Source organism: Streptomyces sp. NPDC060028 (assembly GCF_042736725.1).
Classification (GTDB): domain Bacteria; phylum Actinomycetota; class Actinomycetes; order Streptomycetales; family Streptomycetaceae; genus Streptomyces.
This window is the reverse complement of record NZ_JBHWVJ010000072.1, coordinates 20,733-39,756: the sequence shown is the minus strand read 5'-3', so window position 1 is coordinate 39,756 and position 19,024 is coordinate 20,733. Positions and strand designations below refer to the sequence as shown.

Here is a 19,024-nt window from a genome sequence, read left to right as displayed (position 1 = left end):
GTCCTCCGCCTTGCGATGCACCGCACCGGACACCGCGCCCCGGCAAACCTTTCCGACCACAGCACTAGACCAGCAAGGCGGCCAGCTTCTCGGCGTACTCCTTGGGGTGCTCGGTACAGCCGACGTGCCCGCCGGGGAATTCCACCAGCTCGCTGCCGAGCAGCTCGGCGAGCCGCGCGGCCGGACCGTACAGCGGCGCCGCCTGGCGCGAGTCCCGCCCGGCGGCCAGCAGCAGCCGGTCCGCCGAGCCGCGCAGGGCGGTGACGTCGGGCACGGTCGCGGTGAACGGGCAGAGCACGTGCTCCAGGAAGACCGGTATGTTGGCGAGCATCCGGGGGAGCATCTCGGCGATGTCCGCGGGCAGTTCGGTCGCCCGCTCGGCGGGCCGTTCCCCCAGCCCCTCGGCGAAGTGCGCCATCGCCGCCTCGGCCCCCCGCTCGCGGAACGTCCCGCGCACCTCGGCGAAGAGCCGCCGGTGCGGTGCGGGGTCCTCCAGGACCTCCACGAGGGGCGGCTCGTGCGCGACGACGCGGCGCAGCCGCCCGGGGTGGCGGGCCAGCAGGTCCAGCGCGACGATGGCGCCCGAGCTGCAGCCGAAGACGTACGCGGGCTCGTGCGGGGAGAGCAGTTCGAGCAGCCGGTACGCGTCGTCGCTCCACACCTCGACCCGCTGGTCGGCGAGCGGGCCGTCGAGCGGGCTGCGGGACAGGGCGCGCGGGTCGTAGGACACCACGGTGTAACGGGCGGCGAGGGCGGGTGCCATGCCCTCGAACAGGCCGGCGTCCGCGCCGCCGCCGGGGATCAGCAGCAGGAGCGGGCCGCTGCCGCGCCTCTCGTAGCGCAGGGTGGCTCCGGGCACCTTCAGCGTGCCGGTCCGGATGTGCGTCATCATGTGCTCCCATCGGGTCGGGGCGGCCAGTTCTCCAGGACCGCGTGGAGGGCGTCGAGCGAGCGCGACCAGGACTCCCGTACGTCGCGGGAGTGTCCGAAGCCGCCGCTCAGCTCCAGGTGGACGTAGCCGTGGAAGGTGCTGCGCAGCAGGCGGCCCGCGTCGGTCAGGTCCGGCTCGGTGAGCCCGTAGGCGCGGAGCATGCCGTAGGTCAGCTCGACGCTGCGGCGAAAGCCGACGGAGCCGGACACTTCCTCGGCCTCGAGCCGCATCTGGGTGGCCGCGTAGCGGCCGGGGTGCGCGAGGGCGTACTCCCGATACGCGTCGGCGAACGCCACCAGGGCGTCCTTGCCGGCTCGGCCCGCCACGGCGGCCGCGATGCCCGCGGTCATCTCCTCGGAGGCCAGCAGCGCGATCCGCACGCGCAGTTCCCTCAGGTTGCGCACGTGCGAGTACAGGCTCGCGTCCTTGACCCCGAACTGCCGCGCCAGCGCGGACAGGCTGACCCTGTCGAGCCCTGACTCGTCCGCCATCGCGGCGGCCGCTTCGGTCAGCCCGGCGACCGTGATCCCTGCGCGCACCATGCGGTACCCCCTCCTGGTGCCTAGTGCCTAGTGCCTCTAGGTCAAAAGCTAGAGCATCTAGGTTTTGGGCGCAACGGCTTTCGGTGCGAAGCGCCCCTCGGGGGGTGCCGCAGGGGGTGGACAAGGGTTTTCCCCGTATCGCGTTCATCCCGGTGTTGCCTACTGTCTGCCCACCGGCGATCTTCCCCGGCCCAACTGCCCGCGTACCAACCCCACATGGTGCGAAGCGGAACGGCAGGGTTCCTCGCCGGCACGCCGTTGCCCCGCCCCGACGTCGCGGCCGGGGCAGCGAGGCGAGCAGCGGTGGCCGGGGCGGGTTCGACCAGCCCGTCCCGGCGCCGTCGCCGCCGACACACCTCCCACACTGCACAAAACCGGCCGCTCCGGCCTGCCCGGAACCGGCCCGCGAAGGGGAACACTGTGCACGCACCCAGACGTAGGCTCATATCCGTGGTGGCGATGTCCGTCACCCTGCTCGCCGGCTCCGCCACCACCGCCATGGCGCTGGCCACCGCGGACCCCGCCCCCGCCGCCGCGACGGCCGCGACCGCGGCCGCCCCGGTCGAGAACCTGATCGTCGGATACAAGCCCTCGGCGACCGAGGCCAGTTCCAACGACGCGGCCTCCGTCGACGCCGCCGCCAAGGGCAAGAAGGCCGGCAAGAAGGGCGCCGACAAGACCCGGTTCGAGCGCCGCCTCGGCACCGGAGCCGCCCTCGTCACCCTCGGCGCTCCCCTCGCCGCCGCCGACGCGGCCGACGTGATGGCCCAGTTCCGCGCCGACCCGGACGTCGCGTACGTCGAGCCGGACTCCCGCGCCTACGCGCTGGCCACCCCCGACGACACCGAGTACGCCAAGCAGTGGGACCTCTTCGAGCCCACCGCCGGCATGAACGTCCCCGCCGCCTGGGACAAGACCACCGGTAGCGGCGTCACCGTCGCCGTGATCGACACCGGCTACGTCACCCACTCGGACGTGGCCCCGAACATCGTCGCCGGCTACGACTTCATCAGCAGCTCCACCGCCGCCCGTGACGGCAACGGCCGCGACAACAACCCGGCCGACCAGGGCGACTGGAGCGCGGCCGGCGAGTGCGGCACCGGCTCCACGGCCAGCAACTCCTCCTGGCACGGCACCCACGTCGCGGGCACCATCGCGGCCGCGACCAACAACGGCAAGGGCGTCGCGGGCATCGCGTACAACGCGAAGATCCAGCCCGTCCGCGTGCTCGGCAAGTGCGGCGGCGCCACCTCGGACATCGTCGACGCCATCACCTGGGCCTCCGGCGGCTCCGTCGCGGGCGTCCCGGCGAACGCCACCCCCGCCAAGGTGATCAACATGTCCCTCGGTGGCTCGGGTGCCTGCACCGCCACCTACCAGAACGCCATCAACGCCGCCGTGGCCCGTGGCACGACCGTGGTCGTCGCCGCCGGCAACAGCAACGCCGACGCAGCCGGCTTCTCGCCCGCCAGCTGCAACAACGTCATCAACGTGGCCGCCACCAACCGCACCGGCGACCGCTCCTTCTACTCCAACTTCGGCGCCATCATCGACGTCGCCGCCCCGGGCGGTGAGACCCGCCGCGCCACCGACACGCCCGGCACCGTCACCACCCCGGAGAACGGCATCCTCTCCTCGCTGAACGGTGGCACCACCACCCCCGGCGCCGAGATCTACAAGCCGTACCAGGGCACCAGCATGGCGGCCCCGCACGTCGCGGGCCTCGCCGCGCTCCTCGTGGCCGCCAAGCCCTCGCTCACCCCGGCTCAGGTCGAGTCGGCCGTCAAGAGCAGCGCCCGCCCGCTCGCCGGCACGTGCACCGGCGGCTGCGGCGCCGGCCTCGCCGACGCGGCCGCCGCGGTGACCGCCGTGACCTCGACCCCGACCACGCCGGTCTTCGAGAACACCGCGGACTTCGCCATCGGTGACAACACCACCGTGGAGAGCCCGATCACCGTCAGCGGGGTCAGCGGCAACGCCCCGGCCACCCTCAAGGTCGGCGTGAAGATCGTCCACACCTACATCGGTGACCTGAAGGTGGACCTCGTCGCCCCCGACGGCACCGTGTACACGGTGCACAACCGCGCCGGCGGGAGCGCCGACAACATCAACCAGGAGTACACCGTGAACGCCTCCTCGGAGCTCGCGAACGGCACCTGGAAGCTGCGCGTGAACGACAACGCCGGCGGTGACACCGGCTACGTCGACTCCTGGAGCCTCGGCTTCTGAGCCGGCCGCCGGCCCGGCCTGACGGGCCGATAGTACGGACCAAATGAGCCCGCGGACCTGCCGATACACCTCGTACCGGCAGGTCCGCCGGGCTTTTCCGTCACGTGACTGATTTCTGCGTCACAATCCGGGCCCGCCGGGCATCCGACCTCGTATTGTCGCGTCTCACAAGAAGGGCACAGGCTGGAGCTGGAGACCGAGAGGCTGGTGGCTGTGCGTGGGGGCGGCGACGGGGCACGCTGACACGACCGTCGGACACGGTGAGCTGGTCAGGCAGGTCGACCGCGCACTGACCGGGCACGGGCGGGCCCTGCTCACCGGCCCCGCCGGAGCGGGCAAGAGCGAGGTGGTACGGGCCCTCGCGGACGCCGCCGAAGCCCGTAACGACAGCGTGCTGCGCCTCGCCCCCGAAGCCGCCGACCGGTGGATTCCGGAAGCATCCGCCGCCGCCCTGCTGGCCTCCGTCCCCGCCGCCGCGCTGGAGCGGCTCTCCGGCCCCCAGCGCACCGCCATCGCGCTCCTGCGCCGGGAGACGGACGCGCCCCGCGCCGGCCGCGACCACGTCGCGCTGCGCCTGGCCGTCGTCGAGGTGCTGCGCGCCCTCGCCGTCCGCAGCCCCGTCCTGCTCGTCCTCGACAATGCCCAATGGCTCGACGCCGAGAGCACCGATCTGCTCCGCTTCGCCCTGCGGCTGACCCCGCCGCGGGTACGGGTCCTCGTGGCCGAATGCGTCCAAGGCGGAGCCCCCGTCGCCGAACCCCTCTGCGGCCCCGGCACCCCCGAGATACGCGTCCCCCCGCTCGGCGCCGACGAAGTGGCCGAACTGCTCGTCCGCCGGGGCCTCCCGGCCCGCCTCGCCGGCCGCATCCACCAGGCCAGCGGAGGCAACCCCCGTCTCGCGCTCGCCCTCGGTCACTCCCTCGCCGAAGCCGCCGGGGCCCGCGACGGCGGCGCCCACCACGCCGACCCGCTGCCCGTCTCCGGCCAGGCCCGCGAGGTCGCACGCCGGCTCCTCGCCGCGGTGCCCGTCGAGGCCCGCCGCACCCTGCTGCTCGCCGCGCTCGCCGCCCGCCCCACCACCGCCCTGCTGCGCCGGGCCGGCCGCCCGCACGCCGAAGCCGAACTCGCCGTGGCCGAACGGGCCGCGCTCGTGACCGTGGGCGAGGACGGCGCGGTCGCCTTCACGGCCGGCGCGCTGCCCACCGCCCTGGCCGCCGACGCCGGCTGGCCCGAACGCGCCGCCGGACACGCCGCCCTGGCCGCCGCCGTCGCCGATCCCGTGCAGGCCGTACGCCACCGCGCGCTGGCGGTGGACACCCCCGACCAGTGGCTCGCCGCCGAGATAGCCGACGCCGCCGCGGCCTGCCGCCGCCGCGGCCAGCGGGCCCTCGCCGCCGAACTGGGTCTGCTCGCCGCCGACCGCACCCCCTCGCACTTGCAGGGGGAGTCGCTGGCCCGGCTCGTCGCCGCCGCCGAGGACGCGGGCTGGGCCGGCCGCGCCGACCTGGCCCGCCGCGCCACCCGCGCCGTGCTGGCCCGCGATTCCTCGCCCGCCGACCGGGTCCGGGCCCGGCTCGCCGTCATCGACGCCGCAGGTCAAGCCCTCGCCGACCTCGACGAAACCTTCGCCTACGCCATGGCCGACGCCGAGGGCGACCCCGCGCTGCAAGCCGCCGTACGGCTGCGGATCGCCTGGAAGCACAACCTCAGCGACGGCGACCCCGTCCGCTCCCGCGACGCCGCCGCCGAGGCCGGAGCCCTGGCCGCGGCCGGCGGCGACCAGGTCGCCGAAGCCATGGCCCTGACCGTACGGGCCCGGATGGGCCGCATCCTCGGGGACCCGGACGCCGAGGAGATCCTCGCCGAGGCCCTCGCGCTGCCCGCCCCCGAGGTGCCGCTCGGCATGCGCAACGCGCCGCAGTACCTCGCCGTACGCCACGCCCTCTTCGACGACCGCCTGGGCGACGCCCGAAGACAGTTGCTGAGCCTGCTGCCCGCCGTCCAGCGCACCGGATCGGCCGAGGACGTCTTCGAGGTGCTGCGCAGCCTCACCGAGGTCGAGCTGCGCCGCGGCAGGTGCACGACCGCCTCCGCGCACGCCCGCCGCGCCCTGCAGCTGACCATCGAGGCGGGCCTGTCGCCCGGCCCCGCGTGGTACGTCGCCGCGATGGCCGAGGCCACGGGCGGCAGTTTCGCGCGGGCCGCCGGATACGCCCGGCGCGGCATCCAGGCCTCCGAGGAGGAACGCGACCAGGTCTTCCTCTCCCGCAGCCTCCATGCCCTCGGCCTGGTCGAGCTGGCCACGGGCGAGGCCGCGAAAGCCGTGGCCACCCTGCGCCGCGTCGCCGAACTGGAGGCCGCCCAGCAGGTCGTGGACCCCTCGATCCTGCGCTGGCACGGGGAGCTGGCCGAGGCCCTGGTCGCCGCGGACGCCCCCGACGAGGCCGCCGAGCTGCTCGATCCGGTCCGCGCGAGCGCGCTGGCGCTGGGCCGCACCAGCGTGGTCGCCGCCCTCGACCGGGCCCGGGGCCTGTGCCTTTCGGCGCGCGGCGAGGCCGAGGCGGCGGTCGGCCTGCTCCAGGCGACCGAGCGCCGGTTCGCCGAGCTCCAGCTCCCGCTGGAGCGGGCCCGTACGCTCCTCGCGCTCGCCCGCGTGGAGCGACGCCGCCGCCGGCGCGCGCCCGCCCGGGACGCGCTGCGGGCGGCGGCCGAGGCCTTCTCCCAGGCGGGGGCCCACCCCTGGGCGGAACTGGCCCGGGATCCGTCCCCCGCCGAGGCGGGCAGCCCGCACGCCCTGGCCGCCCTGACGGAGGCGGAAGCCCGGCTGGCGCTCCTGGTGGCCGACGGCGCCAGCAACCAGGAGGCGGCCGCGAAGCTGTTCGTCAGCGTCAAGACCGTGGAGGCCCGGCTGACCCGGATCTACCAGAAGCTCGACGTGCGCTCCCGGGCCCAGCTGGCCACCACGCTGCGCATCCGCTGACGGTCAGCAGGTGAGGTTGTTCCCGGGCGTCACGCCGAGGATCTGCGTGAAGCTCTGGTAGGCGTTCACCCGGCTCTGCACCTGGGCCGGGTTGCCGCCGTTGCACTCGAGCGAGCCGTTGATGGAGCGGATGGTCTCGCCGAAGCCCGCGCCGTTCACCATCGCCGCGTGGGCGGTCATGGTGCCCGGCCCGTTCTGCGTGTTCCAGTACCACAGGGCCGTCTTCATGGCGATGGCCGGATCCTGTTCCACGAGGTACGGGTTGGCGAGAAGGTTGATGCCGAGCGCGTCGCCCGCCGCCTTGTAGTTGAAGTTCCAGCTCAGCTGGATCGGCCCGCGCCCGTAGTAGGCGGCCTGCCCGGCCGGACAGCCGTACGGCTGGCCCGCGTCGCAGTAGTGGGGGTAGTTCGCGGTGTTCTGCTCCACGATGTAGACCAGCCCGCCGGTCTCGTGCGAGACGTTCGCGAGGAAGGCGGCCGCCTCGCGCCGCTTCACGGTGTCGTCGCCGGTGTGGGCGAAGCCGGGGTACGCCGACAGGGCCGCTACCAGCCCGTTGTAGGTGTAGAAGGGGTTCCGGTTCGGGAACATCTGGTTGAACTGGGCCTCGCTGACCACGAATCCGGACGGATTGCCGGGGCCGGGGTCCGGGTCTTGGCCTCCGCCGCCACCGCAGGCGCCCTGGTCGGACCAGACGCCCCACTGGCCGGTGGTGCCGGGCGTCTCGCCCTGGGTCCACCACTTGGCCTGCCAGTTGTGGCCGCCGTACGAGGCGTTCAGTCCGTTCGTGTACACGGCCGAGGAGGCCCAGGCGCCGGCGCAGGCCGGGGCCGCGGCGGCGGGCGAGGCGGGGAGGGTGAGGGCGAGGCCGGCGGTGACGGCCGCGGCGGCGGCCAGGGAGAGGGCACGGCGGCGTAGCGCACGCATCATGGAACTGCTCCTTGAGTGGGGGGAGTTGCCGTGGGGGGAGGCACTCACCGACACTCAAGCGAAGATGGTCTGGACCTGTCAAGGTCTAGACCAAAGGTCCTGTACTCGTGGGTACGCAAACACACCGACGCCGGTGCGCTGCCCGAAGGCTTCGCACCGGCGCCGGTGTGGTGTGCGGCAGATCAGCTGCCGGCGGAGAGGTTGCCCGAGAGGATCGGGATGTTGCTGAGGATGTGCGAGGCGGAGTCGTCGCCCTTGGCCTGCGTGGAGTTCTCGGCGCACTGCTGGTTCTGCGGGTTGGCGAGGACGTTGATGTCCTGGACGCCGACGTTGATCGCGGCGAGGATCGACTGGGCGTTCACCTTCGCGGGAAGGCCGATGCAGAGCTTGTTCAGCGAGCCCTGGACGGCGCTCAGCTGCGGGCTCATCGCACCGTCGGTCTCCTGGTTGCCGTAGATCTGCGCGGAGTGGTTGCCGTTCACGGTGGTGACGCCGCCGTCGTTGCCGATCGCCATCGCCGGGGCGGCTACGGCGGCACCGGCGCCCAGTACGGCTGCGGTGGCGGCTGCGGTGGCCATGAACTTCTTGAGCATGTGGGGGATTCCTTCGGTCGCACTGTCGCAATGGGATGGCTGCCCTCGGCGGGACGGGCTGCTCAACTCCCGTGAGCGCCGGGGGGTTATCGCCCGTCACCCGAGTGGCCGATCGGTGCACTCCCCCGGGGAGCCCGGTCGTCGGCCGGTTGACCCGATGTGCGACCTGGGAGCCGCCCTCGACCGGATCCGACCCGTGAACGTCCGGTCGGTGATCCCGTCGAGGCCGGCTGCTGCGATCCCCGACCGCGGTCAGCCGGTCTTGCGGCGGACCTTCTTGTTCTTGCCGCCGGGACCGTTGCCGCCCTGGCCCTGGATCTTGGCCCGGCTCTGGTGGGACTGCTGCGACTGGGCATTGCGGGCGTTGCGCTCCAGGGCCTCCTTGAACTTGCGCTTGGCCTCGTCGGCCGGCGACTCGTTCTGCGGGGTGTCGGTCTCTTCTGCCATGGTGTGTCCTCCTGGATCGGTCTGAAGCCGTTTCAGTCTGTCAGGTGGCGTTCCCCCTGGCCAGCGGCTTCCACGGGAGCCCCGACGGGGGCGGGTACGGCGGATCGGCCGTACGGTGCGGACGGCGCCGATACGGTGGCGGCCATGAGTGCCGATGAGCTGAGCCCCGAGGACGTCTGGCCGGTGCCTCCGTCCTGGATGTTCGGCTGCACCACCTGCGCCCGCCTCTACCGTTCGATGCGGGAGATCCAGGACGCCATGGCGGAGCTGTTCCTCACGGGGGAGCGGGGGGTGGACTGGGACCCCATGGACAGTGGCCCCGGCTCCCGGATCCGGCTCGCCCGCCACATGGCCGCCGAGCACCTGGACCTGCTCCCCGACTGGGCGCCGGAGTGCGAGCGCTGCGGCGACCACCGGCTCCGCCTGGCCCGCAGCGCGAAGACCGAGCTCTCGGCCAGCGCCGCCCTGGTGGCCGCGGAGCACCGGGCCGCGCACCTGTTCGTACCGCCGCGCGGACTCGGACTCGTATAGTCCGTCGGCCCGTAAAGCGGTCTCCTTTTTGTGCATGCGCCCTGGTCAGGCGGTCAGGCGTTCTTCTCCATCGCCGGGCGCAGGCGCTCCAGCAGGGCGTAGAGGGTCGCGCTCTCCGTCTCGTCCAGGGTGTCGAGGGCGCCGTGCGTGGCCTGCATCTCGGCGCGCACCCGGCGGATCACCTCGCGGCCCGCTTCGGTCGCCACGACGTTCTTGACGCGCCGGTCGGAGGGGTCCGCCTCACGGCGCACCAGGTCGCGGGCCTCCAGGCGGTCGACGATGCCCGTGACGTTCGAGGCGTCGCACACCAGCAGGGTGGCGAGGCCGCGCATGGGCAGCGGGCCGTTCAGCTGGGCGAGGACCCTGGCCTGCGTGGAAGTGAGGCCGTGGTGGGCCGCGGCGGCCGCGAAATCGCGCCACTGGGCCGTGCCAATGGCGGCGAGCAGCTCCAGGAGCTCCAGCTTGGTGGGGGCGTAGGGGGTGGTGGCGCTCATGCTCGAAGCGTACTCAAGGTGTTTGACATTATCAACCTTTTACTTGACCACCTTAACTATTGAGAAGTACCGTCTGTGGAGTTACTTGATGACATCAAACATCTGTGATCTGAAGCACTAAGAAGGTCCTCCCTGCCATGAGCCCCACCACCTCAGCCACCCCGGACACCGGCACCAGGAACGAGACGGTCATCGTCTTCGCCCTGAGCCTGGCCGCCATGGTCGTGTCGATGATGCAGACCCTGCCCGTCCCGATCCTGGGCCTGATCCGCAACGACCTCGGCACCACCACCGCCAACGTCAGCTGGGTGACCACGGCCACCCTGCTGTCCGCGGCCGTCTTCACCCCGCTGCTCGGCCGGTTCGGCGACCAGCACGGCAAGAAGCCGACGCTGGTGGCCGTGCTCGGCGTCATGGTGGCGGGCTCCGTCGTCGCCGCGCTGGCGTCCTCGCTGCCGCTGCTGATCCTCGGCCGAGTGCTCCAGGGAGCCGCCACCGCGATCTTCCCGCTGGCCCTGTCCGTCCTGCGCGAAGAGGTCCGCCCGCAGAAGCTCCCCGGTGCGATGGCCCTGGTCAGCGGCACGCTCGCGTTCGGCAGCGGCCTCGCGCTCGTCGCCACCGGCCTGCTGACCTCCGGCGCCGACGCCGACTACCGCAACGCCTTCTGGATGGCGACGGGCTTCGCGGTCCTCGCGCTGCTCGCCGTCCTCTTCCTGGTCCCCGCGACCCGGCACAAGACCGGCGGCCGCACCGACTTCCTCGGCGCGCTGACCCTCGGCATCGCCCTCCTGCTGCTCCTGCTGCCCATCTCGCAGGGCCACGAGTGGGGCTGGGCCTCCGGCCGTACGCTGGGCAGCTTCGCCGGCGCGGCCGTCATGACGGCCGTCTGGGTGCTGACCGAGCTCAAGGTCCGCGAACCCCTCGTCGACATGCGCATGTTCATCCACCGTCCGGTGCTCATGGCGAACCTGGCCGGCATCCTCGTCGGCTTCGGCATGTTCGCGAACTTCCTGGGCGTCTCCTACCTCGTCCAGATGCCCAAGGCCCTGACCGGCTACGGCTTCGACGCCTCGATCCTGCGCGCCTCCGTGGAGTTCCTGCTGCCCGGCGCGATCGTCTCGCTCCTCGCCTCGCCCGTCGGCGGCCAGCTCGTACGCCACCGCGGTCCGCGCGTCGCGCTGGCCCTGGCCGCCGCGCTCGGCGCAGCGGGCTTCGGCTGGCTCGCGCTGGACCACGGCCACAGCGCCTCGGTGATCGGCGCCGGTCTGGTCGTCGGCGCGGCCGTCAGCTTCGGCTACGCCGCCATGCCCGCGGTGATCATGGCCAGCGTCCCGCACCACCAGAGCGGCATCGCCAACGGCATCAACTCGATCTCCCGCTCCACCGGCAGTGCGATCGGCAGCGCCGTGGTCACCACCATCCTGGCCTCCAAGACGATCGAGCACCTGCCGGCGGGAGTTCCCGCGCTGCCCGCCGAATCGGGGTTCACCCTCACCTTCGCCATCGGGGCCATCGCCTTCGGCCTGGTCGCGGTGATCAGCGGCATCGGCCTGCGCGGACAGCACGGGCCCCGGATCGTCGAGGCGAGCCCGCAGGCGAAGCCGGCCGAGGCGGCGGCAGCCGCCGAGGCGCCCGGCAAGGTCGACGCGGTCTGAGCTGACCCGCCCCCCGCGTGCGCGCGCGGCAGAAGGGCCCGCCGGCGCGGGGGACACACCCCGCCGGACCGGGCCCCGCCGCCGTGTTCGCGGGGGCGGGTGCCCGCGTCAGGAAGGCGGCCGGGGCGGCCGTCGGGTCCACCCCGGCCCGGACGGCCCGGCTGGTGCTCAAGTGACTCGCCGTCGAGAGGTGAGAGCGTTCATGCCGCCCGGCCGTACTTACGGTCGGGCCACGCCACGTTCTAGCCTCGTCAGTACGGGCCGCCCGGTGCGCGGGGCGGCCCCACCGCGAGCCACCTCATGCCCCGCCCACCCACTGAGCGGAGAACCGCAGATGGTACACCCGACCCTCGCCCTCAAGCCCGGCACGGCCTGGTCCGACGCCTGGCAGCGGGCCCTGGCCGTGGCCCCCGAGGCCTTCCACGAGGACCGCGTCCTGAACCTCTGGGGCGGCACCTGGCAGTCCGACGGCCGCTCCCTGCCCGCCACCAGCCCCATCGACGGCAGCCCCATCGCGGGCCCGCCGCGCCTGGACGCCGCCGCGGCCACCCGGGCCGTACGGGCGAGCCTGGACCAGCACCGGGCCTGGCGGCACGTCCCGCTTCCCGAGCGCCGCTCCCGCGTCAGCGCCGCCCTCGACGCGCTGACGGAGCACCGGGAGCTGCTCTCCCTCCTCCTGGTCTGGGAGATCGGCAAGCCCTGGCGCCTGGCCCAGGCCGATGTCGACCGCGCCATCGAGGGCGTGCGCTGGTACGTGGAGAACATCGAGACCATGCTGGAGGGCCGGACCCCGCTCGACGGCCCCGTCTCCAACATCGCCAGCTGGAACTACCCCATGTCGGTGCTGGTCCACGCCATGCTGGTGCAGGCCCTCGCGGGCAACGCCGTCATCGCGAAGACCCCGACCGACGGCGGCCTCGCCTGCCTCACCCTCGCCTGCGCGCTGATCCGCCGGGAGTCCATCCCCGTGACCCTCGTCAGCGGCAGCGGTAGCGAGCTCTCCGAGGCCCTCGTCCGTTCGCCGGAGGTCGGCTGCGTCTCCTTCGTCGGCGGCCGCGACACCGGCGCCCGCATCGCCACTGCCGTCACCGACCTGGGCAAGCGCCACATCCTCGAACAAGAGGGCCTCAACAGCTGGGGCATCTGGGAGCACACCGACTGGGACTCCCTGAGCGCCGTCATCCCCAAGCTCTTCGACTACGGCAAGCAGCGCTGCACCGCCTACCCCCGCTTCGTCGTCCAGCGCACCGCCTTCGACGCCTTCCTCGCGGCCTACCTGCCCGCCGTCGCGTCCGTCCGTACGGGCCACCCCCTCGCGGTCGCGCACCCCGACGACGCCCTGCCCGAGCTGGACTTCGGCCCCCTCATCAACGCGGCCAAGGCCAAGGAGCTCACCGACCACGCCGCCGAGGCCGTCGAGCGCGGCGCCGTACCGCTCTTCCGCAGTTCCCTCGACCCGGCCCGGTTCCTGCCCGGCCAGGACACCTCCGCCTACGTGGCCCCGCTGACCCTGCTGAGCCCGCCGGCCTCCTCGCCCCTCTACCACGCGGAACCCTTCGGCCCCGTGGACACCATCGTCCTCGTGGACACCGAGGCCGAACTGCTGGCCGCCATGAACGCCTCCAACGGGGCGCTCGTCGCCACCCTCTCCACCGACGACCCGGCCACCTTCTCCCGCCTCGCCCCGCAGATCCGCGCCTTCAAGATCGGCCACGGCAAGCCCCGCTCGCGCGGCGACCGCGAAGAGCTCTTCGGCGGTTTCGGCGGTTCCTGGCGCGGCGCCTTCGTCGGCGGCGAGCTGCTGGTCCACGCGGTGACCAACGGCCCCGAGGGCGAACGGCTCCCGGGCAACTTCCCCGAGTACCAGCTGATGCCGTGACCGGGAGGCCTCCGTACCGGAGGCCGTGGCCGCCCTGGTTCACCACCGCCCTGCGTGCCTGAGGCGGCCGCCCGGGCGACCCTGCCCGGGCCGCCGGATAAGCTCGGCCGGGCCCGGGGACGTACCCGGGCCCGGAAGGGCGGGCGGTATGACCAGCGCGGACACGGTCCGGATCCTGCGGGCGGCCGACCGCCCGGCGGCCGGCTGGAAGAACGGCGGGGGAGTCACCCGGGAGATCGCCGCCTGGCCCGAGGGCGCGGGCATGGACGACTTCGCGTGGCGGGTCAGCCTCGCCGACGTCACCGCCGACGGCCCGTTCTCCGCCTTTCCCGGGGTCGACCGTACGCTCACCCTCGCCGAGGGCGCGGGCATGGACCTCGCCATCGAGGGCGTACGCCGCCTCGTGGACCGGCGCTACACGCCCCAGCGGTTCCCCGGCGACCGGAAGACGGACTGCCGGCTGCTCGACGGCCCGGTCGTGAACTTCAACGTGATGTACCGCAGGGACTCCGTGACGGCCGATACCGCCGTCGTCCGCGGCGACCTCCTGCTCGCCCTCCCGCCGGGCGGGACCCTCCTGGTCGTGGCCCTGGAGGGTACGGCGCACCTCGACGACCACGGCGCCGAACTGGGCCCGTACGACGCGGCCTTGGTCACCGGTGCGCCGCTCTGCCGGGTACGGGTCCCGGGGCGCGCGGCGGTCGTCCGGTTCGGGCCCCGCGAGCGGACTCAGCCCACCGGCGCGCCGTAGGAGGCGAACATGTCGAGCAGCCCCTGCGGCGCGTCGGGGGCGAAGCACAGTTCGAGGTTCCGCGCCGACTCGGCCGCGGCGGCCTCGGAGCGCGGGAACAGCGCCTCCTCGTAGGCGGCGAGGGCGCGCTCCACGTCCCCGGGGTGGGCGACGAGCGCCAGGGCGAGCTCGGCTCCGTCGAGCAGGGCGAGGTTCGCGCCCTCCCCGGCGAACGGGGACATCAGGTGCGCGGCGTCGCCGAGCAGGGTCACCCCGGCGGCGCGCGCCCAGCGGTGCCCGACGGGCAGCGCGTGGATCGGCCGGGACACGAGCGGGCCCTCGCCGTCGGCGACCAGGGAGCGCAACTCCTCGTCCCAGTCGGCGAAGTGCTCCAGGACCGCGGACTTGGTGACGGCGGCGCCGTCGCCGGCCCAGTCGGCCGCGACGCGCAGCGCGGCATACACGTGCAGGGCGCCGTCGCTCTCGCGGTGGGCCAGGAAGCCCTTGTCCTCGCCCAGCGCGAACAGCATCCCGCCGCCGACCAGGGCTGCGCTGCGGGGGTGACGGGCGTCGGCGTCGGGCAGGTGCGCCTCCACGAAGGACAGCCCGCAGTAGGCCGGCACGGCGTCCGAGACCAGCGGACGGACCTTCGACCAGGCGCCGTCCGCGCCGACGAGCAGATCCGCGGTGAAGGTGCCGCCGTCGGCCAGCGTCACCTCGTGGCGGCCGTCGTCGAGGGTGCGTACCCCGGCGGCCTTGGCACCCCAGCGGATCGCCCCGTCGGGCAGGGAGCCGAGCAGCAGGTCGCGCAGGGCGCCGCGGCTCACCTCCGGGCGGCTGCCGTCCTCGCCGTCGTCCTCGGAGCGGACGGTGGCGTGCCGGTCGAGGACGCGGGTGGCCTGCCCGCCGGGCAGGACGAGGCCGCGGAACTCCTCGTGGAGGCCCGCGGCGCGCAGGGCGCTCTGGCCGGAGTCCTCGTGGATGTCGAGCATGCCGCCCTGGGCGCGGGCGGTGGGCGAGGCGTCGAGGTCGTAGAGGACCGCTTCGATCCCGTGCACGTGCAGGACGCGGGCGAGGGTCAGGCCGCCGAGGCCGGCGCCGACGATGGCGATGGGGTGGTGGGTGCTCATGCCTCCAGAAGAACATAGTCACTCTGAAAGTGCAACCGATACAGTTTCGGAGTCGTTCCGGAGGGATCTATGCTGGGCGCATGACACGGACGGACAAGGCGGCGGCAGAACCCGACGTCGTCGGGCGGCGTGAACGCAAGAAGGCCGCAACGCGCCAGGCCCTCGCCGACGCGGCCCTGCGGCTCTTCCTGGAGCGGGGCTTCGACCAGGTGAAGGTCGCCGAGATCGCCGAGGCCGCCGACACCGCCCTGGCCACCCTCTTCGTGCACTTCCCCGGCGGAAAGGAGGCGCTGATCCTCGAGGACGGCGCCGAAAGGGAGGCCGCCCTGACGCGGGCGGTACGGGAACGCCCGCAGGGGTGGTCCGTCCTGGAAGCCCTGCACCGCTTCCTCGAGGGCCGGGGCCCCTTCGCCCTCGACCGGGGCCCGGAGCACCGGCAGAAGACGCGGCTCGTGATCGCCACCCCCGCACTGCGCGCCTACGCCAGGTCCCTGTGGACCGGCTGCGAGGAGGCCCTGGCCCGGGTCATCGCCGAGGCGTGCGGACGCGACGAGGACGAGGTCTCGCTGCGCATCCTGGCCCGCTACGTCCTGGAGCTCCCCGACCTCGCCGGCGCCCGGCCCGACCCCCGGGCAGCCCTGGACCTCGCCTTCGCCCACCTCGAGCGCGGCTGGCCCGACGTCTGACGGTGACCCGGGTCAGCGGACGCCCAGCTTGATCCACTTCGCCGCGCTGGGGACGCCCTTCGCGTCGAGCAGGAACAGCATGTAGTACCCGGGAGGGGCGTCGGCCGCCGTCGCCGGTGTCCGCAGGCCGATCGTGCGGCCCCGGACCCCGGTGATCGGCAGCTCCAGATGGCGCTGGCTGGTGTTCACCGAGTGGGTGACCGTGGTCGGCGCCAGCAGCACGGCTCGGGTGACCGTGGCGGCGGTGGAGCTCGTGACCTGGAAGGCGGCCCCGTGGGCGAGTTCGCCCGCGGGCGCCCCGTCGAGCGCCGGCCGGCCGCCCCGGTGCAGGTAGGAGGGCTCGTACAGCTCGATGCTGCCGTCCATCCGGTCCTTGATGTCGGGGTCGTTGGCGATCTGCTGGAGCTCGTCCCCGGTGACCATCATCCGGCCGTCCGGCAGGACCAGGGCGTTGGAGTGGTACCCCCGGGGCAGCCGCTGCACCGGCCCGAGCCGCCAGTGGCCCCGCTCGTCGCGCAGCTCGATCTGCCGGTACTTGAGATCGGCCTTCGGGTTGAACGGCCCGTACCCGTAATTGCGGGTGTCGAGGGCGCCGTTGACCGTCAGCAGCGTGCCGTCCGGCAGGATCAGGGTGTCGTCCTGCGTACGGCCGAAGGCCCGCGGCTCCTCGGTGGTCCACTTCCCGCCCGACAGCCGGTACGTGTTCGGATCGCGCGGGTCGCCGCCGAGGACCAGCACGGAGTCGGGGCCGCGCAAGCCCGCGGGCAGCGGCACGGCGGACCCGTAGCCGCGGAAGTCGGCGGGCCGCCTGGGCAGATCCGTACGGGTCTGCTTGACCAGGTCGAAGAGCCACTGCTGGTCCGCGTCGCGCCCGAGGCCGTAGACCATGCCGTCGCGCAGCGAGAACAGGTGCGGATAGTCGTTGCGGAACGGCGCGTCGGCCCGGAACCGCTCCACGGGAACGTTCAGCGGGATGTCGTACCGCCCCCAGGGCACCGGCCGGCCGAGTGCCGGGAACCGCTCGACGACCGGTGTGGGCGTGCCCGTACCCCGCTCGGACTGGCCGGACATGATGAGCTGGCGCCCGTCCGGGCCGGTGACGACCGACGGGTACCAGCGGCCGACCGACATGTCACGGTTGCGGTACCAGGTCTCGGTCCACGGGTCGAACACGAAGGAGAGCTTGGCTCCGCTGCCGCCCTTGCCGCCGACGTTGCCGCCGAACACCCCGAGCATGCCGTTGGGCAGGAAGGAGTGCCCGGCGCAGAAGAACGGCGCCGGACGCGGGACGTACGTACCGTCGGGCATCAGCACGATCGGCGGCGTGACCTTCTTGAACGACCGCGCCCCGGTCCCCTTGGCCGGGTCCCACAGGTAGGCGCGGCCGGCGTTCGTCCTGCCGATCCGGTCGGTGGGCCCGGTCTCCTTGGTGGGATCGACCTCCACGCGCTCGAAGGAGAAGAGCAGCACCTTGCCCGTGGGGAGCAGGGCGGTGTGCACGCCGAAGTCGGGGGAGGGGAAGTAGTCCGTGAACCGGCCGAACCGCGCGGCGTCGAAACCCGCGTTGGCCTCGCGCTGGGAGGTCCGCAGCGACTCCAGGCTCGTGGTGCGCTTCGCCTGCGGATACTGCCCGGCGCCCTTGACCGCGAGCCGCAGCCCGGAGTGGGCCCGCGCGTGGTCCTCGCCGAGTACGAGGGACTCGCCGTCGTCGCGGCCGCTGCCGCCGTCGTGGGCGGGCGCGGCTTGTGCGCCGTGAGCGGCCGGGGTGAGCAGGGCGAGGATGGTGATCACACTGGCGGACACCAGGGCGGACCGGTGCAGGCGGCGCATGGGGCTCCTCCCCGCAGGTCCTTCCTGCGAGTCGCCCATATTAGGAAATGACCACCTTCATTTCCGGTCCGACGCGGTCCGGTGCCGCGCGACTGGGCCGTTCGGCGGTCTGCCGCTCGCTGCCCGAACGTTTCTGCGGTGAATCCGCCCGGCCATCGGAGTGAGCCCGCGCACCCGGTCACGTCCCGGTCCGGCCGCGGGCGGCTTCCATGGCCGTGTGATCACATCGCTCCGTGCCGCGCTCAGCGCCGCCGCCGTGACCGGAACCCTCCTCAGCCTCGGCCTCGCCCCCTCGGCCGGGGCCACCACCCCCTCGGCGCCTTCTGACCAGGTGACCGTGGACGTCGCCAGCATCAACGGCTCGGGCTGCCGTCCCGGCAGCGCCACCGTCGCCGTGTCCCCGGACAACTCCGCCTTCACGGTCACCTACAGCGAGTACGTGGCCGCCGCCGGCGGGGGCGCCCCCGCGGTCGAAGGCCGCAAGAACTGCCTGCTCTCCCTGCTCGTCCACGTCCCGCAGGGCTACACGTACGCGGTGGCCCAGGTCGACTACCGCGGCTTCGGCAGTCTTCAGGACGGCGCGATCGGTACGCAGAAGGCCAGTTACTACTTCCAGGGCATGAGCCAGACCGCGTACCGCACCCACAAGTTCAACGGTGAGCTCGACGACAACTGGCAGGCCACCGACACCACGGGCGTCGAGGCCCTCGTCTTCGCGCCCTGCGGCGCGCAGCGCAACTTCAACATCAACACCGAGCTGCGCGCCGAGGTCGGGGCCTCCGACCCGGCGAAGACCAGCTACATGGCGCTCGACTCCACGGACGGCAGCATCAACAGCGTGTACCACTTCTCCTGGAAGCGGTGCCCGGCCCGCTGAGCCGCCTGAGTACCCCGCGTACCCTGACGGCGCCCCCGCGGGGGCGCCGTCAGGCGTTGCCGCGGGCCGCGGCCTGCCGCTGGCGCTTGCTCTGCGGAGCCAGGGAGAGGTCCTGCGCCTGGGACGTGAGCCGCTTGAAGCCGTACCCGCGCTCGGTCAGCCAGCTCTCCGCCGCCAGCTCGGCGCGGGCCGTGGCGTCCAGGATGTCCTCCTCCGCCTCACCCGAGTCGAGGAAGCGGAAGGTGAAGAACGGCCGCGCGGCCAGGTCGTACGTGAGGTCCCCCTCGGGAGTGAACTCGGCGCGCAGCATGTCGTGCTCGGGCGCGACCGCGAGCAGCTCGGCGCGCTGTTCGTCGGTGAGCCCGTCGAAGGAGCCGCGGACGGTGATGCGGAAGGTGCGGATGCTCATCCCCGCACCCTAGGCCGCCGCGGGCGAAGCGCGCACCGGGATTTCCGCGGGCCCGCAACCACTCCGACGGCCCAACGCCCCAGCCCCGGGCGCGGCCCCGGCCCGGGCGCCGGAGCAGGCCCGTGACCTGGGCAGAAGCCCCGCCCGATGCCGA

Annotated in this window: 17 protein-coding genes; 8 read left to right on the top strand and 9 right to left on the bottom strand. The window is 73.2% G+C overall.

The features are described from left to right. Nucleotides 1–64: 64 nt before the first annotated feature. A complete protein-coding gene (locus ACFWBF_RS28440) occupies nt 65–889 on the bottom strand; it encodes an alpha/beta fold hydrolase (protein ID WP_385606904.1) in 825 nt (274 codons plus the stop codon). Continuing rightward, the gene (locus ACFWBF_RS28435; protein ID WP_385606900.1) at nt 889–1,473 is read right to left on the bottom strand and encodes a TetR/AcrR family transcriptional regulator; all 585 of its coding nucleotides are present in this window, start codon (nt 1,471–1,473) and stop codon (nt 889–891) included. Before ACFWBF_RS28435 ends, ACFWBF_RS28440 begins: the two co-directional genes overlap by 1 nt. A 459-nt stretch (nt 1,474–1,932) precedes the next feature. Here ACFWBF_RS28435 and ACFWBF_RS28430 point away from each other — a divergent pair, with 459 nt between their 5' ends. Together ACFWBF_RS28430 and ACFWBF_RS28425 are read left to right on the top strand one after the other, a co-directional pair. Beyond that, complete coding sequence (locus ACFWBF_RS28430) at nt 1,933–3,702, top strand: S8 family serine peptidase (protein WP_385606902.1); 1,770 nt, start codon at nt 1,933–1,935, stop codon at nt 3,700–3,702. 217 nt (nt 3,703–3,919) lie between these two features. Continuing rightward, a complete protein-coding gene (locus tag ACFWBF_RS28425) occupies nt 3,920–6,682 on the top strand; it encodes an AAA family ATPase (protein WP_385606899.1) in 2,763 nt (920 codons plus the stop codon). 3 nt (nt 6,683–6,685) lie between these two features. Here the strand turns inward: ACFWBF_RS28425 and ACFWBF_RS28420 are convergent, their stop codons facing one another. The 3 genes from ACFWBF_RS28420 to ACFWBF_RS28410 form a co-directional block, all read right to left on the bottom strand. Continuing rightward, complete coding sequence (locus ACFWBF_RS28420; RefSeq protein ID WP_385606898.1) at nt 6,686–7,609, bottom strand: glycoside hydrolase family 19 protein; 924 nt, start codon at nt 7,607–7,609, stop codon at nt 6,686–6,688. Between the two features lie 182 nt (nt 7,610–7,791). Further along, nucleotides 7,792–8,202: a rodlin gene (locus ACFWBF_RS28415; RefSeq protein WP_385606896.1), complete on the bottom strand. Its 411-nt coding sequence runs from the start codon at nt 8,200–8,202 to the stop codon at nt 7,792–7,794. 252 nt (nt 8,203–8,454) lie between these two features. Then, nucleotides 8,455–8,649: a DUF5302 family protein gene (locus ACFWBF_RS28410; protein ID WP_385232723.1), complete on the bottom strand. Its 195-nt coding sequence runs from the start codon at nt 8,647–8,649 to the stop codon at nt 8,455–8,457. 144 nt (nt 8,650–8,793) lie between these two features. Here ACFWBF_RS28410 and ACFWBF_RS28405 point away from each other — a divergent pair, with 144 nt between their 5' ends. Then, a complete protein-coding gene (locus ACFWBF_RS28405) occupies nt 8,794–9,180 on the top strand; it encodes a hypothetical protein (protein WP_385606894.1) in 387 nt (128 codons plus the stop codon). A 53-nt stretch (nt 9,181–9,233) separates the two neighbouring features. Here ACFWBF_RS28405 and ACFWBF_RS28400 read toward each other — a convergent pair whose 3' ends face one another. After that, nucleotides 9,234–9,674 carry a MarR family winged helix-turn-helix transcriptional regulator gene (locus ACFWBF_RS28400; protein ID WP_385606893.1) on the bottom strand — a complete coding sequence of 147 codons (441 nt, stop codon included), beginning with the start codon at nt 9,672–9,674 and terminating at the stop codon, nt 9,234–9,236. 137 nt (nt 9,675–9,811) lie between these two features. On the opposite strand from ACFWBF_RS28400, the gene ACFWBF_RS28395 reads away from it, so the two are divergent. The 3 genes from ACFWBF_RS28395 (at nt 9,812) to ACFWBF_RS28385 (ending at nt 13,959) form a co-directional block, all read left to right on the top strand. Then, on the top strand, nt 9,812–11,329 hold the full coding sequence (locus tag ACFWBF_RS28395; protein ID WP_385606891.1) for an MFS transporter: 1,518 nt from the start codon (nt 9,812–9,814) through the stop codon (nt 11,327–11,329). Between the two features lie 334 nt (nt 11,330–11,663). After that, on the top strand, nt 11,664–13,208 hold the full coding sequence (locus ACFWBF_RS28390; protein ID WP_385606890.1) for an aldehyde dehydrogenase family protein: 1,545 nt from the start codon (nt 11,664–11,666) through the stop codon (nt 13,206–13,208). Between the two features lie 148 nt (nt 13,209–13,356). Further along, a complete protein-coding gene (locus ACFWBF_RS28385; protein WP_385606888.1) occupies nt 13,357–13,959 on the top strand; it encodes a HutD family protein in 603 nt (200 codons plus the stop codon). On the opposite strand, the gene ACFWBF_RS28380 is transcribed toward ACFWBF_RS28385, so the two are convergent. Beyond that, entirely contained in the window at nt 13,938–15,068 is a 1,131-nt protein-coding gene (locus ACFWBF_RS28380; RefSeq protein ID WP_385606886.1) for an FAD-dependent oxidoreductase, read from the bottom strand. The two genes, ACFWBF_RS28385 and ACFWBF_RS28380, sit on opposite strands and share 22 nt — an antisense overlap. An 80-nt stretch (nt 15,069–15,148) precedes the next feature. On the opposite strand from ACFWBF_RS28380, the gene ACFWBF_RS28375 reads away from it, so the two are divergent. Next, nucleotides 15,149–15,754: a TetR/AcrR family transcriptional regulator gene (locus ACFWBF_RS28375; protein WP_385606885.1), complete on the top strand. Its 606-nt coding sequence runs from the start codon at nt 15,149–15,151 to the stop codon at nt 15,752–15,754. A gap of 12 nt (nt 15,755–15,766) precedes the next feature. Here the strand turns inward: ACFWBF_RS28375 and ACFWBF_RS28370 are convergent, their stop codons facing one another. Next, a complete protein-coding gene (locus tag ACFWBF_RS28370) occupies nt 15,767–17,584 on the bottom strand; it encodes a galactose oxidase-like domain-containing protein (protein ID WP_385606883.1) in 1,818 nt (605 codons plus the stop codon). Between the two features lie 217 nt (nt 17,585–17,801). Here ACFWBF_RS28370 and ACFWBF_RS28365 point away from each other — a divergent pair, with 217 nt between their 5' ends. After that, entirely contained in the window at nt 17,802–18,461 is a 660-nt protein-coding gene (locus tag ACFWBF_RS28365; RefSeq protein WP_385606881.1) for a DUF4360 domain-containing protein, read from the top strand. Nucleotides 18,462–18,510: 49 nt separating this feature from the next. Here the strand turns inward: ACFWBF_RS28365 and ACFWBF_RS28360 are convergent, their stop codons facing one another. Continuing rightward, on the bottom strand, nt 18,511–18,870 hold the full coding sequence (locus tag ACFWBF_RS28360) for a DUF6204 family protein (protein WP_385606879.1): 360 nt from the start codon (nt 18,868–18,870) through the stop codon (nt 18,511–18,513). Between the last annotated feature and the right edge of the window lie 154 nt (nt 18,871–19,024).